This window comes from Microbulbifer sp. ABE4_465 (assembly GCF_056160765.1).
This window is the reverse complement of the sequence record NZ_JBSWXV010000002.1, coordinates 369,708-389,653: the sequence shown is the minus strand read 5'-3', so window position 1 is coordinate 389,653 and position 19,946 is coordinate 369,708. Positions and strand designations below refer to the sequence as shown.

General features: G+C 58.6%; 18 protein-coding genes. 5 read left to right on the top strand and 13 right to left on the bottom strand.

Translation table 11 applies throughout. The features are described 5' to 3' along the window. Positions 1 to 1,128: 1,128 nt before the first annotated feature. The 11 genes from parE to ACXAG1_RS05265 form a co-directional block, all read right to left on the bottom strand. Positions 1,129 to 3,015 carry a DNA topoisomerase IV subunit B gene (parE, locus tag ACXAG1_RS05315; protein WP_475119144.1) on the bottom strand — a complete coding sequence of 629 codons (1,887 nt, stop codon included), beginning with the start codon at positions 3,013 to 3,015 and terminating at the stop codon, positions 1,129 to 1,131. A gap of 26 nt (positions 3,016 to 3,041) precedes the next feature. Beyond that, positions 3,042 to 3,722, bottom strand: coding sequence for a YqiA/YcfP family alpha/beta fold hydrolase (locus ACXAG1_RS05310; protein WP_475119143.1), 681 nt, complete (start codon positions 3,720 to 3,722; stop codon positions 3,042 to 3,044). A gap of 55 nt (positions 3,723 to 3,777) precedes the next feature. After that, complete coding sequence (locus ACXAG1_RS05305; protein WP_475119142.1) at positions 3,778 to 4,440, bottom strand: hypothetical protein; 663 nt, start codon at positions 4,438 to 4,440, stop codon at positions 3,778 to 3,780. 201 nt (positions 4,441 to 4,641) lie between these two features. Beyond that, on the bottom strand, positions 4,642 to 5,445 hold the full coding sequence (locus tag ACXAG1_RS05300; RefSeq protein ID WP_475091820.1) for a metallophosphoesterase: 804 nt from the start codon (positions 5,443 to 5,445) through the stop codon (positions 4,642 to 4,644). Between the two features lie 63 nt (positions 5,446 to 5,508). Next, on the bottom strand, positions 5,509 to 6,057 hold the full coding sequence (locus ACXAG1_RS05295) for a DUF1249 domain-containing protein (RefSeq protein WP_475091819.1): 549 nt from the start codon (positions 6,055 to 6,057) through the stop codon (positions 5,509 to 5,511). Positions 6,058 to 6,354: 297 nt separating this feature from the next. After that, the gene (locus tag ACXAG1_RS05290; RefSeq protein ID WP_475091818.1) at positions 6,355 to 6,978 is read right to left on the bottom strand and encodes an NUDIX domain-containing protein; all 624 of its coding nucleotides are present in this window, start codon (positions 6,976 to 6,978) and stop codon (positions 6,355 to 6,357) included. Between the two features lie 34 nt (positions 6,979 to 7,012). Further along, positions 7,013 to 7,594 (bottom strand): DUF4136 domain-containing protein, encoded by a 582-nt coding sequence (locus ACXAG1_RS05285; RefSeq protein ID WP_475091817.1) that lies wholly within the window; start codon positions 7,592 to 7,594, stop codon positions 7,013 to 7,015. A gap of 118 nt (positions 7,595 to 7,712) precedes the next feature. Further along, the gene (locus tag ACXAG1_RS05280; RefSeq protein ID WP_475091816.1) at positions 7,713 to 8,297 is read right to left on the bottom strand and encodes a DUF4136 domain-containing protein; all 585 of its coding nucleotides are present in this window, start codon (positions 8,295 to 8,297) and stop codon (positions 7,713 to 7,715) included. A gap of 74 nt (positions 8,298 to 8,371) precedes the next feature. Next, complete coding sequence (locus ACXAG1_RS05275; protein WP_475119141.1) at positions 8,372 to 10,732, bottom strand: PqiB family protein; 2,361 nt, start codon at positions 10,730 to 10,732, stop codon at positions 8,372 to 8,374. After that, complete coding sequence (locus ACXAG1_RS05270; protein ID WP_475091814.1) at positions 10,729 to 11,400, bottom strand: paraquat-inducible protein A; 672 nt, start codon at positions 11,398 to 11,400, stop codon at positions 10,729 to 10,731. The genes ACXAG1_RS05275 and ACXAG1_RS05270 overlap by 4 nt, the downstream gene beginning before the upstream one ends. Next, positions 11,397 to 12,089 carry a paraquat-inducible protein A gene (locus ACXAG1_RS05265; RefSeq protein WP_475119140.1) on the bottom strand — a complete coding sequence of 231 codons (693 nt, stop codon included), beginning with the start codon at positions 12,087 to 12,089 and terminating at the stop codon, positions 11,397 to 11,399. Before ACXAG1_RS05265 ends, ACXAG1_RS05270 begins: the two co-directional genes overlap by 4 nt. 525 nt (positions 12,090 to 12,614) lie before the next feature. Between ACXAG1_RS05265 and ACXAG1_RS05260 the strand changes: the two genes are divergently transcribed. Together ACXAG1_RS05260 and ACXAG1_RS05255 are read left to right on the top strand one after the other, a co-directional pair. After that, entirely contained in the window at positions 12,615 to 14,111 is a 1,497-nt protein-coding gene (locus tag ACXAG1_RS05260; protein ID WP_475091812.1) for a TolC family outer membrane protein, read from the top strand. Positions 14,112 to 14,282: 171 nt separating this feature from the next. Next, complete coding sequence (locus tag ACXAG1_RS05255) at positions 14,283 to 15,305, top strand: NAD-dependent epimerase (RefSeq protein WP_475119139.1); 1,023 nt, start codon at positions 14,283 to 14,285, stop codon at positions 15,303 to 15,305. 16 nt (positions 15,306 to 15,321) lie between these two features. Here ACXAG1_RS05255 and ACXAG1_RS05250 read toward each other — a convergent pair whose 3' ends face one another. Together ACXAG1_RS05250 and ACXAG1_RS05245 are read right to left on the bottom strand one after the other, a co-directional pair. After that, the gene (locus tag ACXAG1_RS05250; RefSeq protein WP_475091810.1) at positions 15,322 to 16,062 is read right to left on the bottom strand and encodes a 3-deoxy-D-manno-octulosonic acid kinase; all 741 of its coding nucleotides are present in this window, start codon (positions 16,060 to 16,062) and stop codon (positions 15,322 to 15,324) included. A 176-nt stretch (positions 16,063 to 16,238) separates the two neighbouring features. Further along, a complete protein-coding gene (locus ACXAG1_RS05245; RefSeq protein WP_475119138.1) occupies positions 16,239 to 17,141 on the bottom strand; it encodes a glycosyltransferase in 903 nt (300 codons plus the stop codon). 148 nt (positions 17,142 to 17,289) lie between these two features. On the opposite strand from ACXAG1_RS05245, the gene ACXAG1_RS05240 reads away from it, so the two are divergent. Genes ACXAG1_RS05240 through ACXAG1_RS05230 form a run of 3 tightly spaced genes read left to right on the top strand, consistent with a single transcriptional unit; the run spans position 17,290 to position 19,898 of the window. Beyond that, positions 17,290 to 18,042, top strand: coding sequence for a hypothetical protein (locus tag ACXAG1_RS05240; protein WP_475091808.1), 753 nt, complete (start codon positions 17,290 to 17,292; stop codon positions 18,040 to 18,042). A gap of 57 nt (positions 18,043 to 18,099) precedes the next feature. Then, entirely contained in the window at positions 18,100 to 18,951 is an 852-nt protein-coding gene (locus tag ACXAG1_RS05235) for a glycosyltransferase family 2 protein (RefSeq protein ID WP_475091807.1), read from the top strand. A 47-nt stretch (positions 18,952 to 18,998) separates the two neighbouring features. Further along, entirely contained in the window at positions 18,999 to 19,898 is a 900-nt protein-coding gene (locus tag ACXAG1_RS05230) for a glycosyltransferase family A protein (RefSeq protein ID WP_475119137.1), read from the top strand. The last annotated feature ends 48 nt before the right edge of the window (positions 19,899 to 19,946 follow it).

Sequence of the window (19,946 nt, the reverse complement as noted above, 5' to 3'; positions counted from 1 at the left end):
AAACCTGGAGTGTCGAGCGACGCTGAAATTGGGCCGCCTAACTTGCAGCCAACAATTTTTAGCAGACTATGCTTTTCTCCATAATTTTGGATGTCCGGTAAAATCCCGAAGCAAAAACCTTCTTTCTATCCGAACCTGGACTCAACCACAATCCGCTATTCAATACTTTTTAAATTCGATTTTTCTCAGCCAGCCCACGAACTACTTTCTTGCCTCAGCACGTTAACGCCGCGCTCAGGGGCGCCCAATGCTATGCACCTTTTGTGCGAAAATGAGAGCGCAGCGACCAGCACAAAAGGTGCATAGCGTTGGGCGTCCCGCGGAGGGCCAAAGGCCCGGAGCAAACTGCAGCGCCTTGTTAGGCATACTTAGCAAAAAGTTTGTCAAGCGTTAAGGACCTATATATTAGGATCAAGACGAGAAAAAGTAGCGCAATCAGATTAAAGCCAAAAACGAATGGACGGTCACTACCATACGAAAGCGCCCACTCCAAGCCTATGTGAAAGTACTGCCATGAATAAAGATAAGCATTAGGTGCAAATTGGAAATAAATGATATACGTAATAGCAGACGAAAATTTATAAATGAAATAAGATGTATATAGAACTGGAATTTGCGCTATAAAAGATAGCAGTAGGTTTCTACTTTTTTGATCGTTCTTCATGAACTCATACGCCCCAAATATCTGGTAGCCGTACAGTAGAATAGCGATCCCCAGGAGCATCCCGACATTCTTATCTGAGGGCTGGTCTTGCCAAGTAAAATAAAAAACAGTAAAAATTCCAAGGACACCTGTTACATATGAATAGATGAGCAAGTTCCATCGAATAGTTTTTGTTATAGAATCCACTAAAATTTTTCCTATTTTGCCTAACAGTTTTATTCATAAGCCCCAGATATAGACATAATGTCTACATCTGGGCATGGGATGTCTATATATACCCATAATGGCTATATATAGCCATGCCGCCTCATATCGAATATGTCTATATCTAGACATATATTCCTACCCGCATCATGGATCTACATCCGGCCAGGATCTCGCCAATCAGGGCCTTCAACCCGTTGTAAGTGGGTATTTTTCTTTGAGGCAAAAATAACAAAGCCCCGCAAGGCGGGGCTTTGGAGTCAACTGACTTCGGCAAGGTTACCCTTGCTTTCGAGCCACTGCTTGCGATCGCTGGCCCGCTTCTTGGCGAGGAGCATATCCAGCAACTGGTTACTGTTGTCTCCCGCGTCAATATAGAGCTGGACCAACCGTCGCGTATTGGGGTCCATGGTGGTTTCACGCAATTGTAGCGGGTTCATCTCACCCAGGCCTTTGAATCGGGTTACCTGTATTTTCCCTTTCTTTTTCTCGGCGGCGATGCGATCGAGAATTCCCTGGCGTTCAGCGTCGTCCAGTGCGTAGTAAACGTCTTTGCCAATATCGATACGGAACAGTGGCGGCATGGCGACATAGACGTGGCCGGCAGTGATCAGGGGACGGAAGTGGCGCAGAAAGAGCGCACACAACAGAGTGGCAATGTGCAGACCGTCGGAGTCGGCATCGGCGAGGATGCAGATTTTGTTGTAGCGCAGCCCTTCCAGATTGTCGCTACCGGGATCAACACCGAGGGCAACGGCAATATCGTGCACTTCCTGGCTGGCGAGGATTTCACTGGAGTCGACTTCCCAGGTGTTCAGGATTTTACCGCGCAGGGGCATGATGGCCTGGAATTCGCGGTCGCGCGCCTGCTTTGCAGAGCCGCCGGCGGAGTCCCCTTCCACCAGGAAGAGTTCTGAGCGGCTGGCATCGGCGCTGGAGCAGTCGGCGAGCTTGCCGGGGAGTGCAGGTCCCTGGGTAACTTTTTTGCGCGCGACTTTTTTCGCTGAGCGCAGGCGTTTTTGCGCATTGCTGATGCAGAGCTCGGCGAGTTTGTCACCGTCTTCGGTGTGCTGGTTGAGCCACAGGCCGAAAGCATCTTTGGCTACACCGGAAATAAAGGCGGTGGCTTCACGGGAGCTGAGACGCTCCTTGGTCTGACCGGAAAACTGCGGATCGGCGAGTTTGGCGGAGAGTACATAGGAGCACTGCCCCCAGATATCTTCCGGTCCGAGCTTAACGCCGCGTGGCAGCAGGTTGCGGATTTCACAGTATTCACGCATGGCATCCAGCAGCCCTGCACGCAGACCGTTCACGTGGGTGCCACCCTGGGCGGTGGGGATCAGGTTGACGTAGGACTCAGCGGTGACTTCACCACCTTCCGGCAGCCATTGTACAGCCCAGTCTGCGGCCTCGGTCTGCGCGGCGAAGTTGCCGATAAACGGTTCTGCGGGCAGCACTTCCCAGCCCTGGTTTGCTGCGGCGAGATAGTCCTTGAGCCCGTCTTCGTAATACCACTGGTCGGATTCACCATCCTGCTCATTGATAAAGGTGACGTTCAGGCCCGGGCAGAGCACGGCCTTGGCACGCAGCAGGTGGCGCAGGCGCGGTACGGAAAACTTGTGCGAGTCGAAGTATTTCGGGTCCGGCAGGAAGCGCACACTGGTACCCGTGGTGCGCTTGCCACACTCTCCGACCACTTCCAGATCGGAGGCTTTTTCACCGTCCTGGAAACCAATGCGGTGCACCTTGCCATCCCGCTGAATGGTCACTTCGAGCACCTTGGACAGGGCATTCACCACGGAAACACCGACGCCGTGCAAACCACCGGAGAACTGGTAGTTGTTGTTGGAGAACTTGCCACCCGCATGCAGGGTGGAGAGGATCACTTCCACCCCCGGACGCCCCTGCTCCGGGTGAATATCCACAGGCATGCCGCGGCCGTCATCGCTGACGGAGATGGAGTGGTCTTTGTGCAGTACCACTTCGATTTTCTTGGCGTGCCCGGCGAGGGCTTCGTCGACACTGTTGTCGATCACTTCCTGGGCGAGGTGGTTGGGGCGCGTGGTCTCGGTGTACATCCCCGGGCGCTTTTTCACCGGGTCCAGCCCCGTCAATACCTCGATATCTTCTGCGGAATAATTAGCCATAGAGTTCTGCTCGCCGTGGCCGGCGCCTACTGCTTGGGTGTTGTTATTGATTGATTCGGGAACAGGAAATCTACCAGCGCGGGCATATGCCGGGCAAATTCCTGAAAACTATGATCGCCACCGTCTTCGATGGTCTGCCGCTGGCCGCGGTAGAAGGCTTCCGCCTCGCGATAATCCAGGGTTTCGTCACCGCGCTGGGCCAGCAGCCAGTAGCGGCCACTGAGTGTAGCCGGAATACCGGATTCCAGTTGCCGCATCTTATCCACATCCTGCGGGCGCAGGCGATAGGTTTTATCCTCACCACTGTATGGCTTCAGATTCTGGTCCAGATAATTCGGCATAAACCGTGACGGTGTGACCGCGGGGTTGATGAGCACTGCCGGGAGCCTGTGCTGTTCTGCCAGCCAGGTACTCCAGAAGCCGCCCATCGAGCTACCCACCAGACCGATCGGGCCGCGGTGGTTGCTATTGAAATCTTCCAGCGCCTTGCCCAGTGTCATGGCGGCCTCCGCCGGATAAGGCGAGACCAGCGGTGCATAGAAAACAATATCCGGGCGAACTTCCTGCAGCCACGCTTTGAGTTCCTGGCATTTGAAAGACTGTGGTGAAGACAGGAACCCGTGCAGGTACACCAGCAGCGGGCGATCCTGCGGCTGGGGACTGGGGTGCTGAGGGCTGCGGTGTTGAGGGTTGGCATGTTGCGACATGCAGGGGATTATAACGATGCCGCCGGCAGATGTACCGGCGGCGGTAACGATGAATTTATTGAAGCGATTCGTCGAGGCTGGCAAAGGCGCGGCGCAGATCGACCTTCATATCCCTCCAGAAGGTAACACTGGTAAAACGCTCGAAGCGGCCGCCCGGACCGAGGCTGCCGAAGTTTTCGCCGATATCGCGGCGGTCACTGAAGCGCATCACGGCGTTGCCATTGCTGTCTTTGAGCTCACCGGAGAGGGTGCCGTAGGCGCTCTGGTCGGTGTAAACACGCCACAGCCACGGCTGCGGGTCCAGTGGTGCACCGAGCGCAAAGCGGCTCAGGTCGAGCTGCATCACGTAATCCGCTTCCGCCTTGTCGGTGACCAATTGGCTCCGACGCGGCGCGAGGAAGCGCTCGTTCAAGGTTTCTCCCATCACTTCCTGTAGTTTGACCAGATCCTTGTCGCGCAGTTCGTAGTCCTGAGCGCGCAGCGGTGAACCGGCGGTTGGGAAACGCTTGTTGTACTGCACACCCACCGGCTCCAGATACACCTTGGCACCGCTCAGGTCAAAGGCATAGGCTGCACTGACACTGTCCAGCCCGGTCTTGCGGGGCAACAGGCCGTCCGCCTCGTCTTCTGGCGATGCGACCGGTTGCTGGGCGCAGCCGGCAACCAGTGCCGCCGCAAGAAACAGCAGGGGTAAGAATTTCTTATGAATAGTCTGCATGGTGACCTCACTTCCTGATGAACACATAAGTTGTTGCAGAAGAGGCTGGCAACCCGCCGGCCTGCCGTCTGCAGGAACCCGGTACCACTGAACCGCGAATTCAGGTGCCATCTTAGAGTAGATGAGCGGCCAATAAGTCACGAAAGACAGGTTAAGAAGTGCAAATAGATTATTGGTCTGCGTTCGCGGAGCTGCGCGGTATCAGTATCCGGAAGATGCCAGGTCGACACTGTATTCGGCGATGGCGACCCGCTCTACACCGGTGTCGTAGTGTCCATCGTCGTGCAGGTCGAACCAGCGGTAGCCAGGCATTTCACTATCCACAGCAAAGGGACCGCTGCCCGGAGTGAACTGTACCGAGGTGGACGGAGTGGCGTGCAGGCCGATGTCACCGATATGGCTATCGAACTGCTGGTGCACGTGCCCCCAGGTAATTGCACGCACATTTTCAGTTTTTTGCACCAGCTCGATAAATGCCTCGCGCCCGGCCTTCAGCATATGGCCATCAATCCAGTGACTGCCAACGGCCACCGGCTGGTGATGCATCATCAGCATCAGCGGGTGATCGGCGTGACTCTCGATCAGATTTGCGATGCGCGCGAGCTCGGCGTCGTCAAACCCACCACAGATCTGACCGGGCACACTGGTATCCAGTAACAGCAAACGCCAGTTGCCCACGCTGACCACTTCCGGCCGGCGCTTGGCCGCCAGCTGATCCATTCGCTGGGGATTGTCGTGATTACCGGGGAGCCAGAACCAGGGAGACCGCACCCGCTGCATTTTATGCAGGAAGCGGCGATAGGATGCTTCGGAGGCGTTTGCAGAAACATCGCCGGTCACCACCATCAACTCAGGGGCTACCGGGGATTTGTCGATGGCGACAAGCACTTCGTCCAGGGTATGACCGGTGTCGAGGCCCAGCAACTGATAATCCGGCCGGCCGCCTATATGGGGGTCGGTAAACTGGATCAGCCGATGTGCTGCTTGTGCTGGATTGTTACTCACTTTCTCACCTTGCCGATACATCCATGTACGCCTGTACGATGCCCGGCGACTACTCAGGTCTATTCAGGTCGGCGGTTGAGTTCCGAAGGGGAGAGTAACTTCGGCGCGACCATTGGCCAGGCAATGGGCCAACCACTCACTCAGATAGCGGTTGACCTGTTGGCGCTCATCTTCATTGTGCATGGCCGGATTGGGGTAGCGGAAATTCAGTCCATCACCACCAACCGGGCCCTGTCCGTTCACTGCGACGACTTCCGCCATACGTGCATCGTGATAGAGGCGCACGGTAATCGGCGGCGGCGTCAGCCAGTGTTTGTCCTTGTCACTGGAAACGCTGGCCGAGGCCTGCAGACACACTTCAGTGGTGTACCTGCTGCGATCCAGTACGGCAACTTCCAGAGTCCCGTGAGGGATCTGGTAGCGCCAACTCTGATTGTTTGCGAGCTCCGGCATCAACTTGCACAGGCGAAGATAATTTGCATCGCAATCGGCGTGGTACGTAGGCAAATCCACCCGAAAGCGGTCTTTGCCAACTGCTGTCGCCAGGCTGCGAGACCCCTCTCGCGGCGGCGATGCCGTTTTATTTCGGCCTGTGTCTGCCGGTACCGCCATTATCGACACTCCTGTTGAGTTCACGCCGTGACTGATCTCTCAAAATATCTGCGGCGAGATGAAATTTCGGCTTATCGGGCCTGTCGACGTACAAAAAGCGTACAATTTGCTAAGTACATCTCCGGTCAGAAAGCGGGAGCCCCGAGCCGAGAGACTGAAAGGCACACGCCGCTAGTAACCATTCACTACCTTGGCAGTTTCCGGGGGTGATTGCCATTAAAGTGTAACTATCAAAGGAATTATAAGGTTAAGAGGGGCGGATCCATGCGACCAGAGATCCGCTATCGGTACCCGGGCTCAGTCCAGACGATCCCGGTTCAGTTGCAGCCACTGCAGGCTGATGACGCTCGCCGCATTGTCGATCGCGGCATCACCGCTTTCCAAAGCCGCCATGACAGCGTCCAGAGGGAACACTCTCAGGCGAATATCCTCGTGCTCGTCGGCGAGGCCAAATAGTCCCTCGATACCCCGAAGGTCCGCACAAGCACAAAAAAGGTGCATGCGTTCGCTGGATCCCCCGGGGCTTGGCAGGTAACTGCGGATAAAGTGAAGCTTCTGGACCTCGAGCCCCGCCTCCTCCTGCAGCTCGCGGCGCGCGACTTCCTCAAGGGATTCACCTTCCTCGACCATGCCCGCAACAACTTCCAGGCACCAGGGGCTGGGGTCCCGCTCCAGAGCACCAATCCGAAACTGCTCGGTCAGGGCGATCAGCTGATGCTGTGGGTCATACAGCAGCACCCCCACGGCGTTGCCGCGCACAAACAGCTCACGCTCCATTTCGCCCCCCCAGCCGCCGCGATAGAGGCGATGGCGCAAGCGCAGTTTTTGCATCTTGAAGAAACCGTTGTAGACGGTTTTACGCTCGACAATATCCACCGCGCCACGGGTAAACTGGGGTTTGAGATCCGTCTTTTCACTCATTGCGCCGTTTTCCTTTCTCGCCAAAATACCGGCCTCAGTCAAAACCCACGTCGTTGTACGGTGGGAACCGCGCAAGAATCTGGCTGGCCTCCTGGCGCAACTGGAACAGCTGCTGCTCCGGCGCATCGTGACGGCCCGCCACCGAGGGCATGGAGCCGCGCCACAGGGGCGCCTCTTCCGGCGAGAGTACATCGACAATCAGTGACGACTCCCGGTACTCCCGCACCCGCAGCGGTGCGCGCCAGCCGAAGCCGAAATAGCGATAGCCACCGTAGATAGAGAACGGGTCTTCATAGACCGCCACCTTATCGGCGCTGAACAATTGCACCCGCACCAGGAAGTCCGCCTCTTCACGCGAGGCGGCGGGCTGATAACTTCCCTTTAGAATGTCATCCACGGCCTGATTGGCCCGCTTGCTCTCAAACGGCGAAACAGGCCCATTGGCGAGGGTATCGAGCAGGTAGTAGCTGCGCAGGTTGGCGAATTTGTAGGTGGGATCGTAATCGACCGCCACCGGGTTGGGGGCCGCGCAGCCGGCCAGTAGCAGGGCTGTGAGCAAGCCGAGGGTAACGGCAGCAAATGATTTGCGCGGCATGGGTCGATGCAGTGAAGCCATGTCTTCTCCCGGTAGTACGTTGAGAGTACCGGCGTCCCTGCCGAAACTGTTATTCGTTGTGACTAAATTGGACTGGGCAATGTATCGGTCCAGATTGTCAGACGGATTCTATCGCCAATCACGAGGCCGGTGGCAGGTCTTTCAGCAGCTCACCGACGGCGCTGTTCAAAATGCGCTGGCGCTCTTTTTTATCTTCCGGCCGCGCGATCAGTTTGGTGGCACTGCCACCCCAGATGGGCATCGCGTTTTGCGGACCAATGCCCACCGACAGGGTTACCTTGGGAGCGCCGCTGCGATCAGGCAATTCGACCACGCCGCGCTGGGCGTTGCTGTCGAACTGGGAATCCCAGCTTTCATTGTTGTCATCGCTGGCGAATTCCTCCTCCACTACCGCAATCTGGTAATCCACCACCATCTGCGCGCTATTTGTGCTGGCCACCTGGCGATATCCGCGGGACTGCAGCAGACCGCCCACAACCTGACGCAGCTCGGTATCCAGCTCCACCAGTTGAGCCGGCGCGCCGGTATCGGCACTGAGCGCTTCAGTACCCCAGGCATAGGTTTGAAATGCGACCGGAGCACCGGGAGACTGGATACGCTCGATTTTTGTCGGTGTCCCGCAGCCGGCGAGCCCGAGGGCGACGCCCAGCGCGAGCATCATAGCGACAACAGGCGCGGTTACAGGTTTGTGCATAATTCCCATGAAAGCTTCCTTAGGTCCTTGGTGCGACGAAGGTGCGACTATTCGCTAAGCTCCGTAAACGAAACTCCTTCGTGCTATTTGAAACTGTCTTCCAGTGCCGGGTACAGTTCGATTTTCGGGCTCCACAGCAGCCACTCGTCTTCCGGTTTCCCATACAGTGGGTAATGGCTGCCGGACTCCACTTCAAGCCCCATTTCCGGGTTATTCGGTGTAGCGAAGGCAATGCCGCCGGCCAGCAGTGCCTGCGTTGATTCGGTGTGTACATCGAGCCCGGTCATCAGACCAAAGTTGACGTCCACACCGCTGGCATTCCAGAACCGCGAGTGCTCCCGCACCAGGGTGCGAAACTGGGGTTCAATATAAACATAGATGTAAACCCGGTCCGCCAGTTCCCCAAGTTGATATCCGGTCACGCGCCCGACCTGTACCTGACGGTAATACACCGGGCTGCCGCGCTTCAGTGAACCCCGTCGCGGCGCATCCAGAATCAACGCCAGGCCTGGCATCATCATGGTATCCGCAAGATCCGGTACCGGCTTGGCAGCCAGGGCCACGAACTCGGTCTGCGGGTCGTTGCCGCCACCGGGCTCCAGCTCAAGATAGGGCCCGGTAACCAGCGTTTCCAGATTGCCCACGCCATCCAGCCCCAGCTTCGGCCCCACTACCCACATCCGGGTGCCGGTGCGCGCGAAGCGTTCCGCCCGTCGGTACAGGCGGGCGCGGGCGCGCACGCCGTCCATCTCCAGGGTGAGGCGCATACGGGTGATCTCACCTACCTGAATACCCCGGTAGCGCAGTGCCGATCCCACCTTCAACCCCTCGTCACCCTTGAGGTCGATATAAATGTTGATGCCTTCTTCCTGCGCCTCTTCGCGGCTGCCGTACAACCGGAAACTATCGCCGGTGCGCGCGTCTTCCGCGTTTTTGCTGTGGTGGGGTCCGCTGCCGAAGGCTATGCCACCGCGCACCACCGATAACAGAGCATCGGTCTCTACTTCGATGCCCTCGAGACTGGCGCTGGCACGCACGCCGCTCACATTCCAGAAGCGACTGTCGCTGTTGACCAGATGCGCGTAGGGCGGGTCGACTACTACATACACCTCCACCCCGGAGCCATCGGGCAACAGCGCCATCCCCTGTACCCGCCCCACTTCAATCTGGCGGTAATACACAGACGCGCCGCGTTGCAGGGAGCCGGTATTGCGTGCGGTCAATGTGAGATGCAGCCCGGGAACACGGGGATCCCGCTGGGGTGGTTTGGACGCGGCCTCAAAGGTGCGTACCGAACGCTGCCCCTTGCGCAGGTCGACCTCGATACGATTGCCCTTTAGCAGATCGTTCACCCCGGAAGTGAAATCCAGGGTGGGTGGCGCCAGCCAGAAGCGGGTGTTCTCGCTCAGCAGGTCGTCGGTGATGGGGTCCATCAGCACCTTGACCGACATGCCGTCGATCTTCCGATTCGCCTTGACGCTGCTGACCTCACCGACCTTGATCCCCTGATAGATGACCTCGGTGGAGCCCTCCGAAAGGCTGACCCCGCGATCAAAGTCCAGGGTGATGGGAATGCCGGCGTCAGCCTCGGCAAAATTTTTGTACAGCTTGAACGCATTGCCGTCTTCCGCCTGCGGCGAATGGCGCTGGGACTCGGGTGTATAGAAGCTGACGCCGCCGGCAATCAGCGAAGCGAGGGACTCCAGCTCCACATTCACGCCGCTGATACCGCCCTGAATCGATACCCCGGAGGTATTCCAGAAGCGACTGCCCCGGTGCACAAGATGGGCGTAAGGACGGCGGATAAACAGGTTGATCTCCACCTCACTGGCATCTTCGGTGAGGCGGTAGCTCTCGACCTGCCCCACTTCCAGCTGCCGGTAGTACACCGGCGAGCCGCGATTGAGCGATGCCAGGCGCGGGGACTTGAGGGTGATACGCAGACCGTCGCCACGGACATTGGGGGGAGGCTCCGCCACCGCCACAAAGTGCTTCTGTGACGGGCCACTGCCTGGCTCAATAGCAATGTAATTGCCGGAAACCAGCGCCTCCAGGCCGCGAACACCAGTAAGAGACACCTCGGGTTTCACCAGCCAGAACTTGCTGCCGCGGGTCAATAGATAAGCGGCGCTGTGGTTAAAGCGCACCTCCGCGACGACGCCATCCTGCCCGTCCAGCTCCTTGGCATTGGGCGCCAGGCGAAAATCCTCCACCACGCCGATTTCCACCCCGGAGTACTTCACCGCGGTTTTGCCTTTCACCAGGCCATCGCCGGTGGAAAACAGAATCGTGGCCTTGATATCCCCCTGGGTGAAATCCTCGTACAGCAACCAGGCAGCAATGGCCGCCGCAATCAACGGCAACAGCCACACCAGCGAAATTCCGCGACTGCGGCGCGCCACCCCTTCGGGCGGAACGTCGTACTCCATCGGCGGTTCGCTCATTCAGTTTCCCTGTGTTCGTTCTCGTTCACTGGTGAGTCCGCCAGCAGCCTGGCTTCATAGACGTCCCATACCAGACGCGGATCAAATGCGCGCACCGCAAACATGGTTACCACCACCACCGTGGCGAAGGCGGTACTGCCGGCACCCGCTTCCACTTCGGCGATAGCGCCCATATCTACGAGCGCCACCAGAATAGAAATCATAAACAGATCCAGCAACGACCAGCGGCCGATGGCATTGACGACCCGATAGATCCGCATGGCCTGACGCGGTGCCACATTCAGGCGCCACTGTACGATCAGGCACAGGATCACCAGCCCCACCAGTTTCATCACCGGCACCGCGATACTCGCCACGAACACGATCAGGGCGATACCCCAGAGCCCGTTCTGATACAGCTCCAGCGCACCGCCGATAATCGTACTGGGTTCACCGGCGCCCAGATAGATCACCGTCATCACCGGCAAGATATTCGCCGGAATCAACAGCAGTGCACCGGTAATTGTCAGTGCCCAGGTCAGCATCAGGCTGGATTCGACCCGCCCGTGCATACGTGCGCCGCAGCGCGGACACAGGCAGGTTTGCGTCTGCGGCGACACCCGCACCAGCTGGCGGCAGCCGAGGCAGGTCCAGAATCCGTGAGACAATGCGCGCGCCGGACGGTTCACACGGTATCCTCGTCGCGGCCGCTCTCGGCAGCGTCACTTTGTACGCGACGACGCGCCAACCTCGCCCAGATGGTTTCCGCGTCAAATGACACGGAAGTGGCACTGGCCACCACCATCATGGCAACAAAGCAGTAAAGACCGGGCTCCACCGTCATCTTGCCCAGATCCGACATTTTCACCAGTGCCACCAGAATGCCGAGCATATACACATCCAGCATGCCCCACTCCTGCAGGTGGTGATACCAGCGCAGTGCCCGCGCCACCGGCCCGGCCATACTCGCCCAACCACTGCCCCAGCAGATAAAACCCAGCAGCAGGAACTTGCCCACCGGCGCCAGCACACTACAGAACAGGACGATGGAGGCCAGCCAGATGTAACCGGCCGCGAACAGTGCCTGAACACCGTTCATCAGGGTGTTTTCAGCCCCAAAGGAAAACAGGGAAAACTCCAGCAGTGGCAGGCTTGCGGTAGGAATAAACAGTAGCAGCCCGCACAGGCTCAATGCCGCGGTGTGCGTCACGCTGCGGTCCATATTGCGGTGCAGGGACGCGCCGCAGCGCGGACACAACAGGCGCTGCCCCACCGGAGCGTGGGCGCGGGTCAGCAGCAGGTCGCACTGATGACAGGCCCGCTGCCAGGCGACCGGTCTGGCCCCCGAAGGCTGCGAGTGCTGGCAAGTCTGATCCATGCCCTGCCCCATAAACGGTCTATACGCTCCGTTTTCCAATGCGTTTACCCACCCAATCTCCGCTTGTTGGCGACCAGCTTTCGGTCTCCACGGGGCCGTAAAGTCGCCTGCATCCATTCAGCGCCTGTGGCGCGTCTGATGGGCGGGAACGGCGGAAAGCCGGCGGGGGGGAATAATTTGTCACTGGACGCACATTCGCGTCCGTTTAACGAAGATATACCAAATTGCCCCAACCGTCGCCTCGACGCTCCTGCGGGCGAACGGTACACTCTCGCGACCGCGGGCCCGATCTCCGTCTTGAAAACGGATGCCAGCAATCAATGCTAACGAGAAGGGGCCAAGCCAGCATTGCCTTCAGAGCACTCGACAGACTGGCTCCAGAACCATTTCACGCGCATAAATAACGAACAATGCGCAGCGAAATGCAATGCGGGGTTTACAGGAAAGCAGTGGGCGTTGGGGTTCACAGTCCGCAAACGCCACCGGAAACTTGAAGACCGCAGCTGTCACAGGAAATCAAACGAAATGACAAGAAGTGCAAAAGGGCGCATCGCACGCAAGCTGGGCCGCCCGATGAAATCTCTGCTCGCCGCAGCCGTTTTGGGGTTGGGTACCGGACTTGGCGCCGTGCAGGCGCAAGCGGACACCCTGTGGGAAATCTACCTGCAGGCGCTGGATAACGACCCGCAACTGGCTGCAGACCGCGCCGCTTACCGCGCGGGCCTGGAAGCCAAGAATCTCGGCCGCTCGGCACTGCTGCCCCAGGTAAACGCCTCCGCGGAAGCCAGCAGAACCAAAACCGATGCCACGCGCTTTAACTACACCTTTACCGAAAACCAGGTTGTTGTGGTGCCCAACCGCAGCGATACCGACACTGACGAGCGCATCTATTCGGCGACCCTCAGTCAGGCGCTATTCGATTTACCGGCGTGGTTCGGCTACAAACAGGGCAAAACTGCCAGCGAGCAGTCCACCGCCGAGTTCAGTGCCAACCAGCAGGATATGATGGTTCGTGTGGCCAGCGCCTACTTCGATGTACTGCGCGCACACGATGTACTCGAGGCGGCGATCGCGGAAGAAGAGGCCCTGGCCAAACAGCTGGAGCAGACTCAACAGCGGTTTGAAGTGGGTCTCACCGCAATTACCGACGTCTACGACTCCCGTTCCGCCTACGACAGCGCCGTGGCCCGTCGCCTGACCGCTCAGGACGACCTGCTGAGCCGCTTTGACGCGCTTTCAGTGCTGACCGGCCGCAACCACGATGTGGTCGCGCCCCTGCAGCCGAACTTTTCGGTCGCGCCACCTGACCCGGCGGACCGCGCCGCATGGGTTGAGTTTGCACTGACAAACAATTTCACCCTGAAGGCCGCGCGGCTGTCTGCCGATGCCGCCCGCTATGGCGCACGCGCAGCGGCGGCCGAGCATCTGCCTACCCTGACCGGTACCCTGAATTATCAGGATTATCACCAGGACGGATCCTCCACCACTTCTGTGCCAGGGGAAATGGATGAGCGCCTGCCGATTTCCACAGATACCCAGACCAAGTATGCGGCGATCACCTTCAACATGCCGCTGTATACCGGTGGTGGCCTCAGCGCCAGCCGCCGCGAAGCGCGCAATCTGGCCTTCCAGGCGGAAGATGTCCGCAACCTGACCGAGCGCAACACCATCCAGAACACGCGCACCCTGCACCGTGCAGTGACTACCGACACCAGCCGGGTAGAGGCGCGCGAGCAGGCGGTGATTTCCGCCAAGAGTGCACTGGACGCCACTCAGGCCGGTTACGAGGTGGGGACCCGCAATATCGTCGACGTGCTGCTGGCACAGCGTACCCTCGCACTGGCCCGGACCGACTACGCCAATGCGCTCTACGACTACATCCTCAACACCCTGAACCTGAAACTGGTTGCAGGCCTGCTGGCACCGGAAGACCTGCAGCAGCTGGATACCCGTCTGAACCCGGCCACTCCGGTTTCCCGCGCCCATATCCTCGATAGCGGCGCAGCGAGCTTCAGCAAATAACCGCTCCCCTATTGAGTGGGAAACCTGACGCGCTTCGCGACTTTCGCGCGAGGCGCAGAAATTGAAGGCCGGTACTGCTATAGTCCCGGCCTTTTTTCCGTCTGGAGAAAACTGGCGCGGCCACTGGCTACAATTGCCGCTACCCAAGATTTATTTGCGATCCAACTATCCATGAAGCACCTGATCACCGGCAATGCCGGCTTTATCGGTTTCCACGTCGCCCGCGCGCTGATGGCCCGCGGCGATGCCGTGGTCGGCATCGACAACGTCAACGACTACTACGAGACCAGCCTCAAGGAAGCCCGCTTGCGCGAGCTGGAACACACCGCACAGCAGCGCGGCGTCGCCTACCAGTTTGAACGGGCCAATATTGCCGATCGCGCAGCACTGGACAGGATCTTCGCCGAACACCAGTTCGACCGGGTTATCCACCTGGCCGCCCAGGCCGGCGTGCGTCACTCGATCGAGCACCCGGAATCCTATGTCGAGAGCAATCTGGTGGGGTTTTCCAACCTGCTGGAAGTGTGCCGCCACGCCAGCACACCACACCTGACCTATGCCAGCACCAGCAGTGTCTACGGCGGCAATACCCAGATGCCATTCAGTGAAGACCACGGTGTTGACCACCCACTGCAGTTCTACGCTGCTACCAAGCGTGCCAACGAACTGATGGCGCACAGCTACAGCCACCTGTTCCGCATGCCCACTACCGGGCTGCGCTTCTTTACGGTGTACGGTCCATGGGGCCGGCCGGATATGGCGCTGTTCAAATTCACTCGCCTGATTCTCGAAGGCAAGCCTATCCCCGTGTTCAACCACGGCCACCATACCCGAGACTTCACCTATATCGACGACATCGTCGAAGGGGTGATCAAGTCCAGCGACCAGGTCGCCACTGTGGATAACCGCTGGTCCAGTGACCAGCCGTCACCATCTACCAGCAACGCGCCCTTCCGCGTGTTCAATATTGGAAATGGCAACCCGGCACAGCTGGTCGACTATATCGACGCGCTGGAAGATGCCCTCGGCCAAAAGGCCATTCGCGAGATGCTGCCAATGCAGCCAGGTGATATCCCCGACACCCACGCGGATACAGGAAAGCTGGAGCAGGCGGTGGGGTACCGCCCGGATACCAGCGTGCGCGAGGGCGTGGGGAAATTCGTGGAGTGGTACCGAAACTACTATGCGGTTTAAGTCGGCTTGAGCCGGCTCAGGCAGTCACCTGCACTCGGTAAGCACCAAGCAGGGCCTGCCAGTTGTCTTCCGTGAACGTGAAACCTGGCAGACGCCCCATTTCCTTGTCCAGCGAGCGGCGCAGACGCGCCACATTGCCATCGGCGTCCTGACGAGACAGGGGCGTGCGAATGGCTCCCTTGTCAAAATCGATCAGGTACCAGGCCGGCGCAGCAGTGCCAGCGCCTGCCAACAGGATGTTGTGCACGTTGAGATCCGCGTGATAAACGTTGTGTCCGTGAAAGCGCGCAATCAGCGCCCCAAGGGACTCCCATAGCCCGTCGTCAAGCGCGCCCTTGCACAGGGCCTCGGCCAGAGTCTGGGAATTTTCCACCCGCTCGGTAATCAATTCACCGCGATAGACCAGAGGCGGGAAGCTTTCACAGCGCGCCGCCACCGGGCGCGGCACCGGCAAGCCCATGGCACGCATGTCGCGCAGCATATTGAATTCCCGCCACACCCGCGTGTTTGCGAGACAGCTGTAGAGGTAGGTTTTTTTGACCAGCCGGCCAGCAAGCCCGCCGCGATGGTACTGCTTGAATACCAGCTGTTTGCCATCGTATTCAAACATGATCGCGGTACCGCGCTGTACCTGTCCGCAGTGGCCGCTCGCTTGCGCCAGCCAATTCGGCTGGAATAGCTTTTCGCAGTCGGCCCCCACAATCTCATCGTCATAGATGATAGCGGCGCGCTTGCGCGTAAATTGTTGATACCCCACGGGCTTGCCCCCAAAAGCACCTGGAACCGGAAAACTTGGCAAGGAGTTGCTTCCCCGCCACACCAGGATAGACACCGAAAATTAGAAACTTTTACACATTCTACCTGCTGCGGCGCCTCGGCCCCAGTACCGCCGTTCCCCGGAGTCCGCTCTGGGGGAATAATTTCCCGTAGAAATCAGCCTTTTTTCAGCTTTCGCTCCAGACGATCCAGCAGCTTCAACCATCCGGCTCCCTGCATCGGGTCATAGGCCCAGGGAGTTTTCAGCTTGCGGTCCGCAGACAGGAACTCTTCAGCCACAGGTAATCGGGGTGGCTCAGATCGCGCCAGTGTATCCGCCTCACTCTCAGTCATCATGCGAAGCGGGTAAAACCCACAGTTGCGAATCCACTCCCCGAAGCGCAGCGCGAGGGATTTCTGCTTGCCACGATAGGCTCCGCCATTTGGCAGCCACATGGCAAAGGGCGCACGCATTCTTGCCATCCGGCAAAAAACCTTCGCCGCCCGGCGATTGTTCACCGACTCCCCCACCTCAAATTTCCACCCGACACTGCGCAGGCGGGCAACATCGGCAATCAGTAAGGCGGAGAACCAGGTTCCTGTTGATCGCTTGCGGGGGTACCAGAACCAGAAGTTGCGCTCCGCATCAAAACGGAAATCCCGATCCGCGGCTTTTTTCAGGGAAATACCGCGCACAAATGCCGGCGAGATAAACCCGAGGTCCGGCTGCGTATCAATACTGTCTTTCAATCCCTGAATATCGGCTTCGGACAACGACCGCACCATCTGGGTATCGTCCTGAAGAAAGCACATCAGCTCGTCTTCGGACGCCATCTCAAATGCAGCCTGCATGTTGGCATACAACCCACCCAGCTTATGTCCGGACTCTGCCGTCCGGTCGATCACCCGGTGCCGCTTCGCCACTGCCGCCAGCACCTCGCGAGTCTCCGGATCATCACTCCCATCATCAATGATCGTGAGCCGACACTGGGGCGCACACGCTTCAATGGAGCTGACGCAATTCTCCAGATACCGACCGCGATTGAATGAAAACACAAAGATATGCATATAACTGCCCATATTCCCATCTCTGTTTTACAGAGAGGCGTCAATCCAGCGCTTGTCTGCAACAAGCGGTCACACAAGGTTTAAAAAGAAAGCGTATCAAACCTTGAACCAGGTTACTGCAATACCGGTCCTAAACTGACTAGACTCTTCCGGAGCGTGTTTGACCGCGAACACTTTCCGCCCCACTGCCAAGGATCTGGCCGTTTTACCACTATCTGAGATCCCAATGACCAAGCGTTTTGTCATCACCGGCTGTGGCCGATCCGGAACGACCTATATTGCCAGGTTACTTTGCGAACTCGGCTGCAAATGCAATCACGAAGTGTTTTTTACCGGCAGCCGACCGGGGCGCGGCACCGAGCTGCTGGCCCGTCTGGGCGCGCGCGAACTGCGCTGGCAGCCCCCGACCATCGGCGAGGCTGCCTGGGAAGCCGCCCCGTGGTTACCGCTGATGCCCGACAACACCTGTGTTCTGCACCAACTGCGCCATCCGCTGGAATTTATCCGTTCACGCCAGAAAAAGGGATGGGTACACGGCCGCTTTCGCAGTCGCCACCTGCCGCACTTCCCGCGCATGAATAAAGCGCGCTTCGCAGCCCTGCCGCTTGAGGAGCAGGCTGACTGGCTGGCGAGGTTCTGGATCGACTGGAACGCGCTGGTAGAAGAGCGGGCTCAGGGGAAACCCTACTTGCAATACCGGATTGAGGATTTCGACCTGGCGAAACTTGAAGAGGTGCTCACCTGGATCGAGTTCCCCCATGACCGCAGCGCCGTGCAGCAGGCGTTTGCCGCATTGCCAACGAATGTGAATACCCGCGGACAAAAGCGCGAGGATATTACCCTCGATCTGCTCTCCCGCGAAACACGGGCAAATCTGGCGTCCGCCGCCAGCCGCTACGGGTACCACCTCTGAGCGGTAAATCCTGTACAATTCGCGCGCAGAATTACCGGCATCTTTCGCGGAGACACCATGAGCCAATCTGTCATGAACATATCCGTCATCATGACTACCTACAATTCCCCAGAGTGGCTGGAGAAGGTATTGTGGGGCTACAGCTGCCAGACCGAGCAGCCACTGGAGGTCATCGTGGCGGACGATGGCTCAGGGCCGGAGACGGCGCAGCTGGTTGAGCGGCTGCGCCAGGAGACAGGCCTCGATATTCGGCATATCTGGCAGAAAGACGACGGCTTCCGCAAGTGCAGGATTCTCAACAAGGCCATCCTAAGCGCTCGCGGCGATTACCTGGTGTTTACCGATGGCGATTGTATCCCGCGCGACGATTTCCTCGCGGTACACAAGCGCCGTGCGGAGCGCGGCTACTTCCTTTCCGGTAGCTACTTCAAACTGCCCATGAGCACCAGCGAAACCATTGACCGCGACGATATCCTGTCCGGGCGCTGCTTCGATTTCAATTGGCTGTGCGCCAACGGCCTGACAACCCGGCGCAAGACCCTGAAGCTGCGCGCGACTGCGCGCTGGGCTCCGCTGCTGAACCGCCTCACCCCCACTGCCTGCAACCTGAAGGGCTCCAACGCCTCTGCCTGGAGGGAGGATTGCCTCAAGGTCAATGGGTTTGATGAGCGTATGGCCTGGGGCGGGCTAGACCGCGAATTTGGCGTGCGCCTGGAAAATGCCGGAATCAAGCCCCGCCACGTGCGCTTCGATGCAATCTGTATCCATCTGGATCACCCGCGAGGCTATGCAGACCCGGAGATTGTCGCGCGCAACAAGGCACTTCGCCTGCGTGTGGCCAAAGAGGGAGTGATTGAGACACCCCAGGGAATCCGGCAGCTGACCGAGTCTGGCTACCGCCCGCAGTAGAACCTGCAGGCACCGCACCACCACACCTCCCCAACGAAGCGAATTACATGAGCGCACCGACAACTCACAAGCACTGGTCCGACCCTATCGTCAGCCGTTTTCTGCGCCTGGCCGCCAGCGGGCTGGTGCCGCCTTCACTGTTTCAGAAGCCGCTGCCAACAGAGAGTGAGCGCACTGCGCGCACCGGGATGCTGGATATCGAAATCGTCAGCCACTGCTGGCAGTACTCCCACTTCCTGATTTATCAGCTGAGCTCTCTCGCGCTGTTTCCACCAACCAAGGCTACGGTCACCATGACCGTGTACTTTAACCGCGAGGACACCCGCACGGCTGCGGTACTGGATTTCTTCGGCAAACAACAGGTGCCGGGTGTCACCTGGAACTGGTGTGAACTCCCCAGAGAGTCCCTGTACCGCCGCGCCATCGGCCGCAACCAGGCGGCACTGGCTACCAAAGCGGACTGGATCTGGTTTACCGACTGCGACCTGATGTTCCGGGAAAACTGTCTCGACCAGCTCGCAGAACTATTGCAAGGGCGCAAGGATGCCCTGGTGTTTCCGGAGCGCGAGCGCATCACCTCGCTGCTGGCGGACGACGACCCCATGCTGAACTTCGATCCGGAAAACCTGAGCCTCGCGGATATCGACGATTCGCGCTTTATCGAGCAGACACGCGATCGCGCTACCGGTCCACTGCAGATCGCCCACGGCGATGTGGCGCGCGCGGGAGGTTACTGCGACTGCCTGAGCTATTACCAGAAACCCGCCGAGCGCTGGTGCAAAGCACACGAGGACCGGGCCTTCCGATGGCTGCTGGGCACCCAGGGGACCCCTCTGGCGGTTCCTAGTGTTTACCGTATCCGCCATATCAGCAAGGGGCGCTATACCGGCAGCAAATTGAATACCCAGATCCGCAGTAGTGTACGGCAGGCAACCGACAAGCACTGAGTTACACCGACCACCCGCAAACAAAAATGCCGGATGCTTCCTTTATTC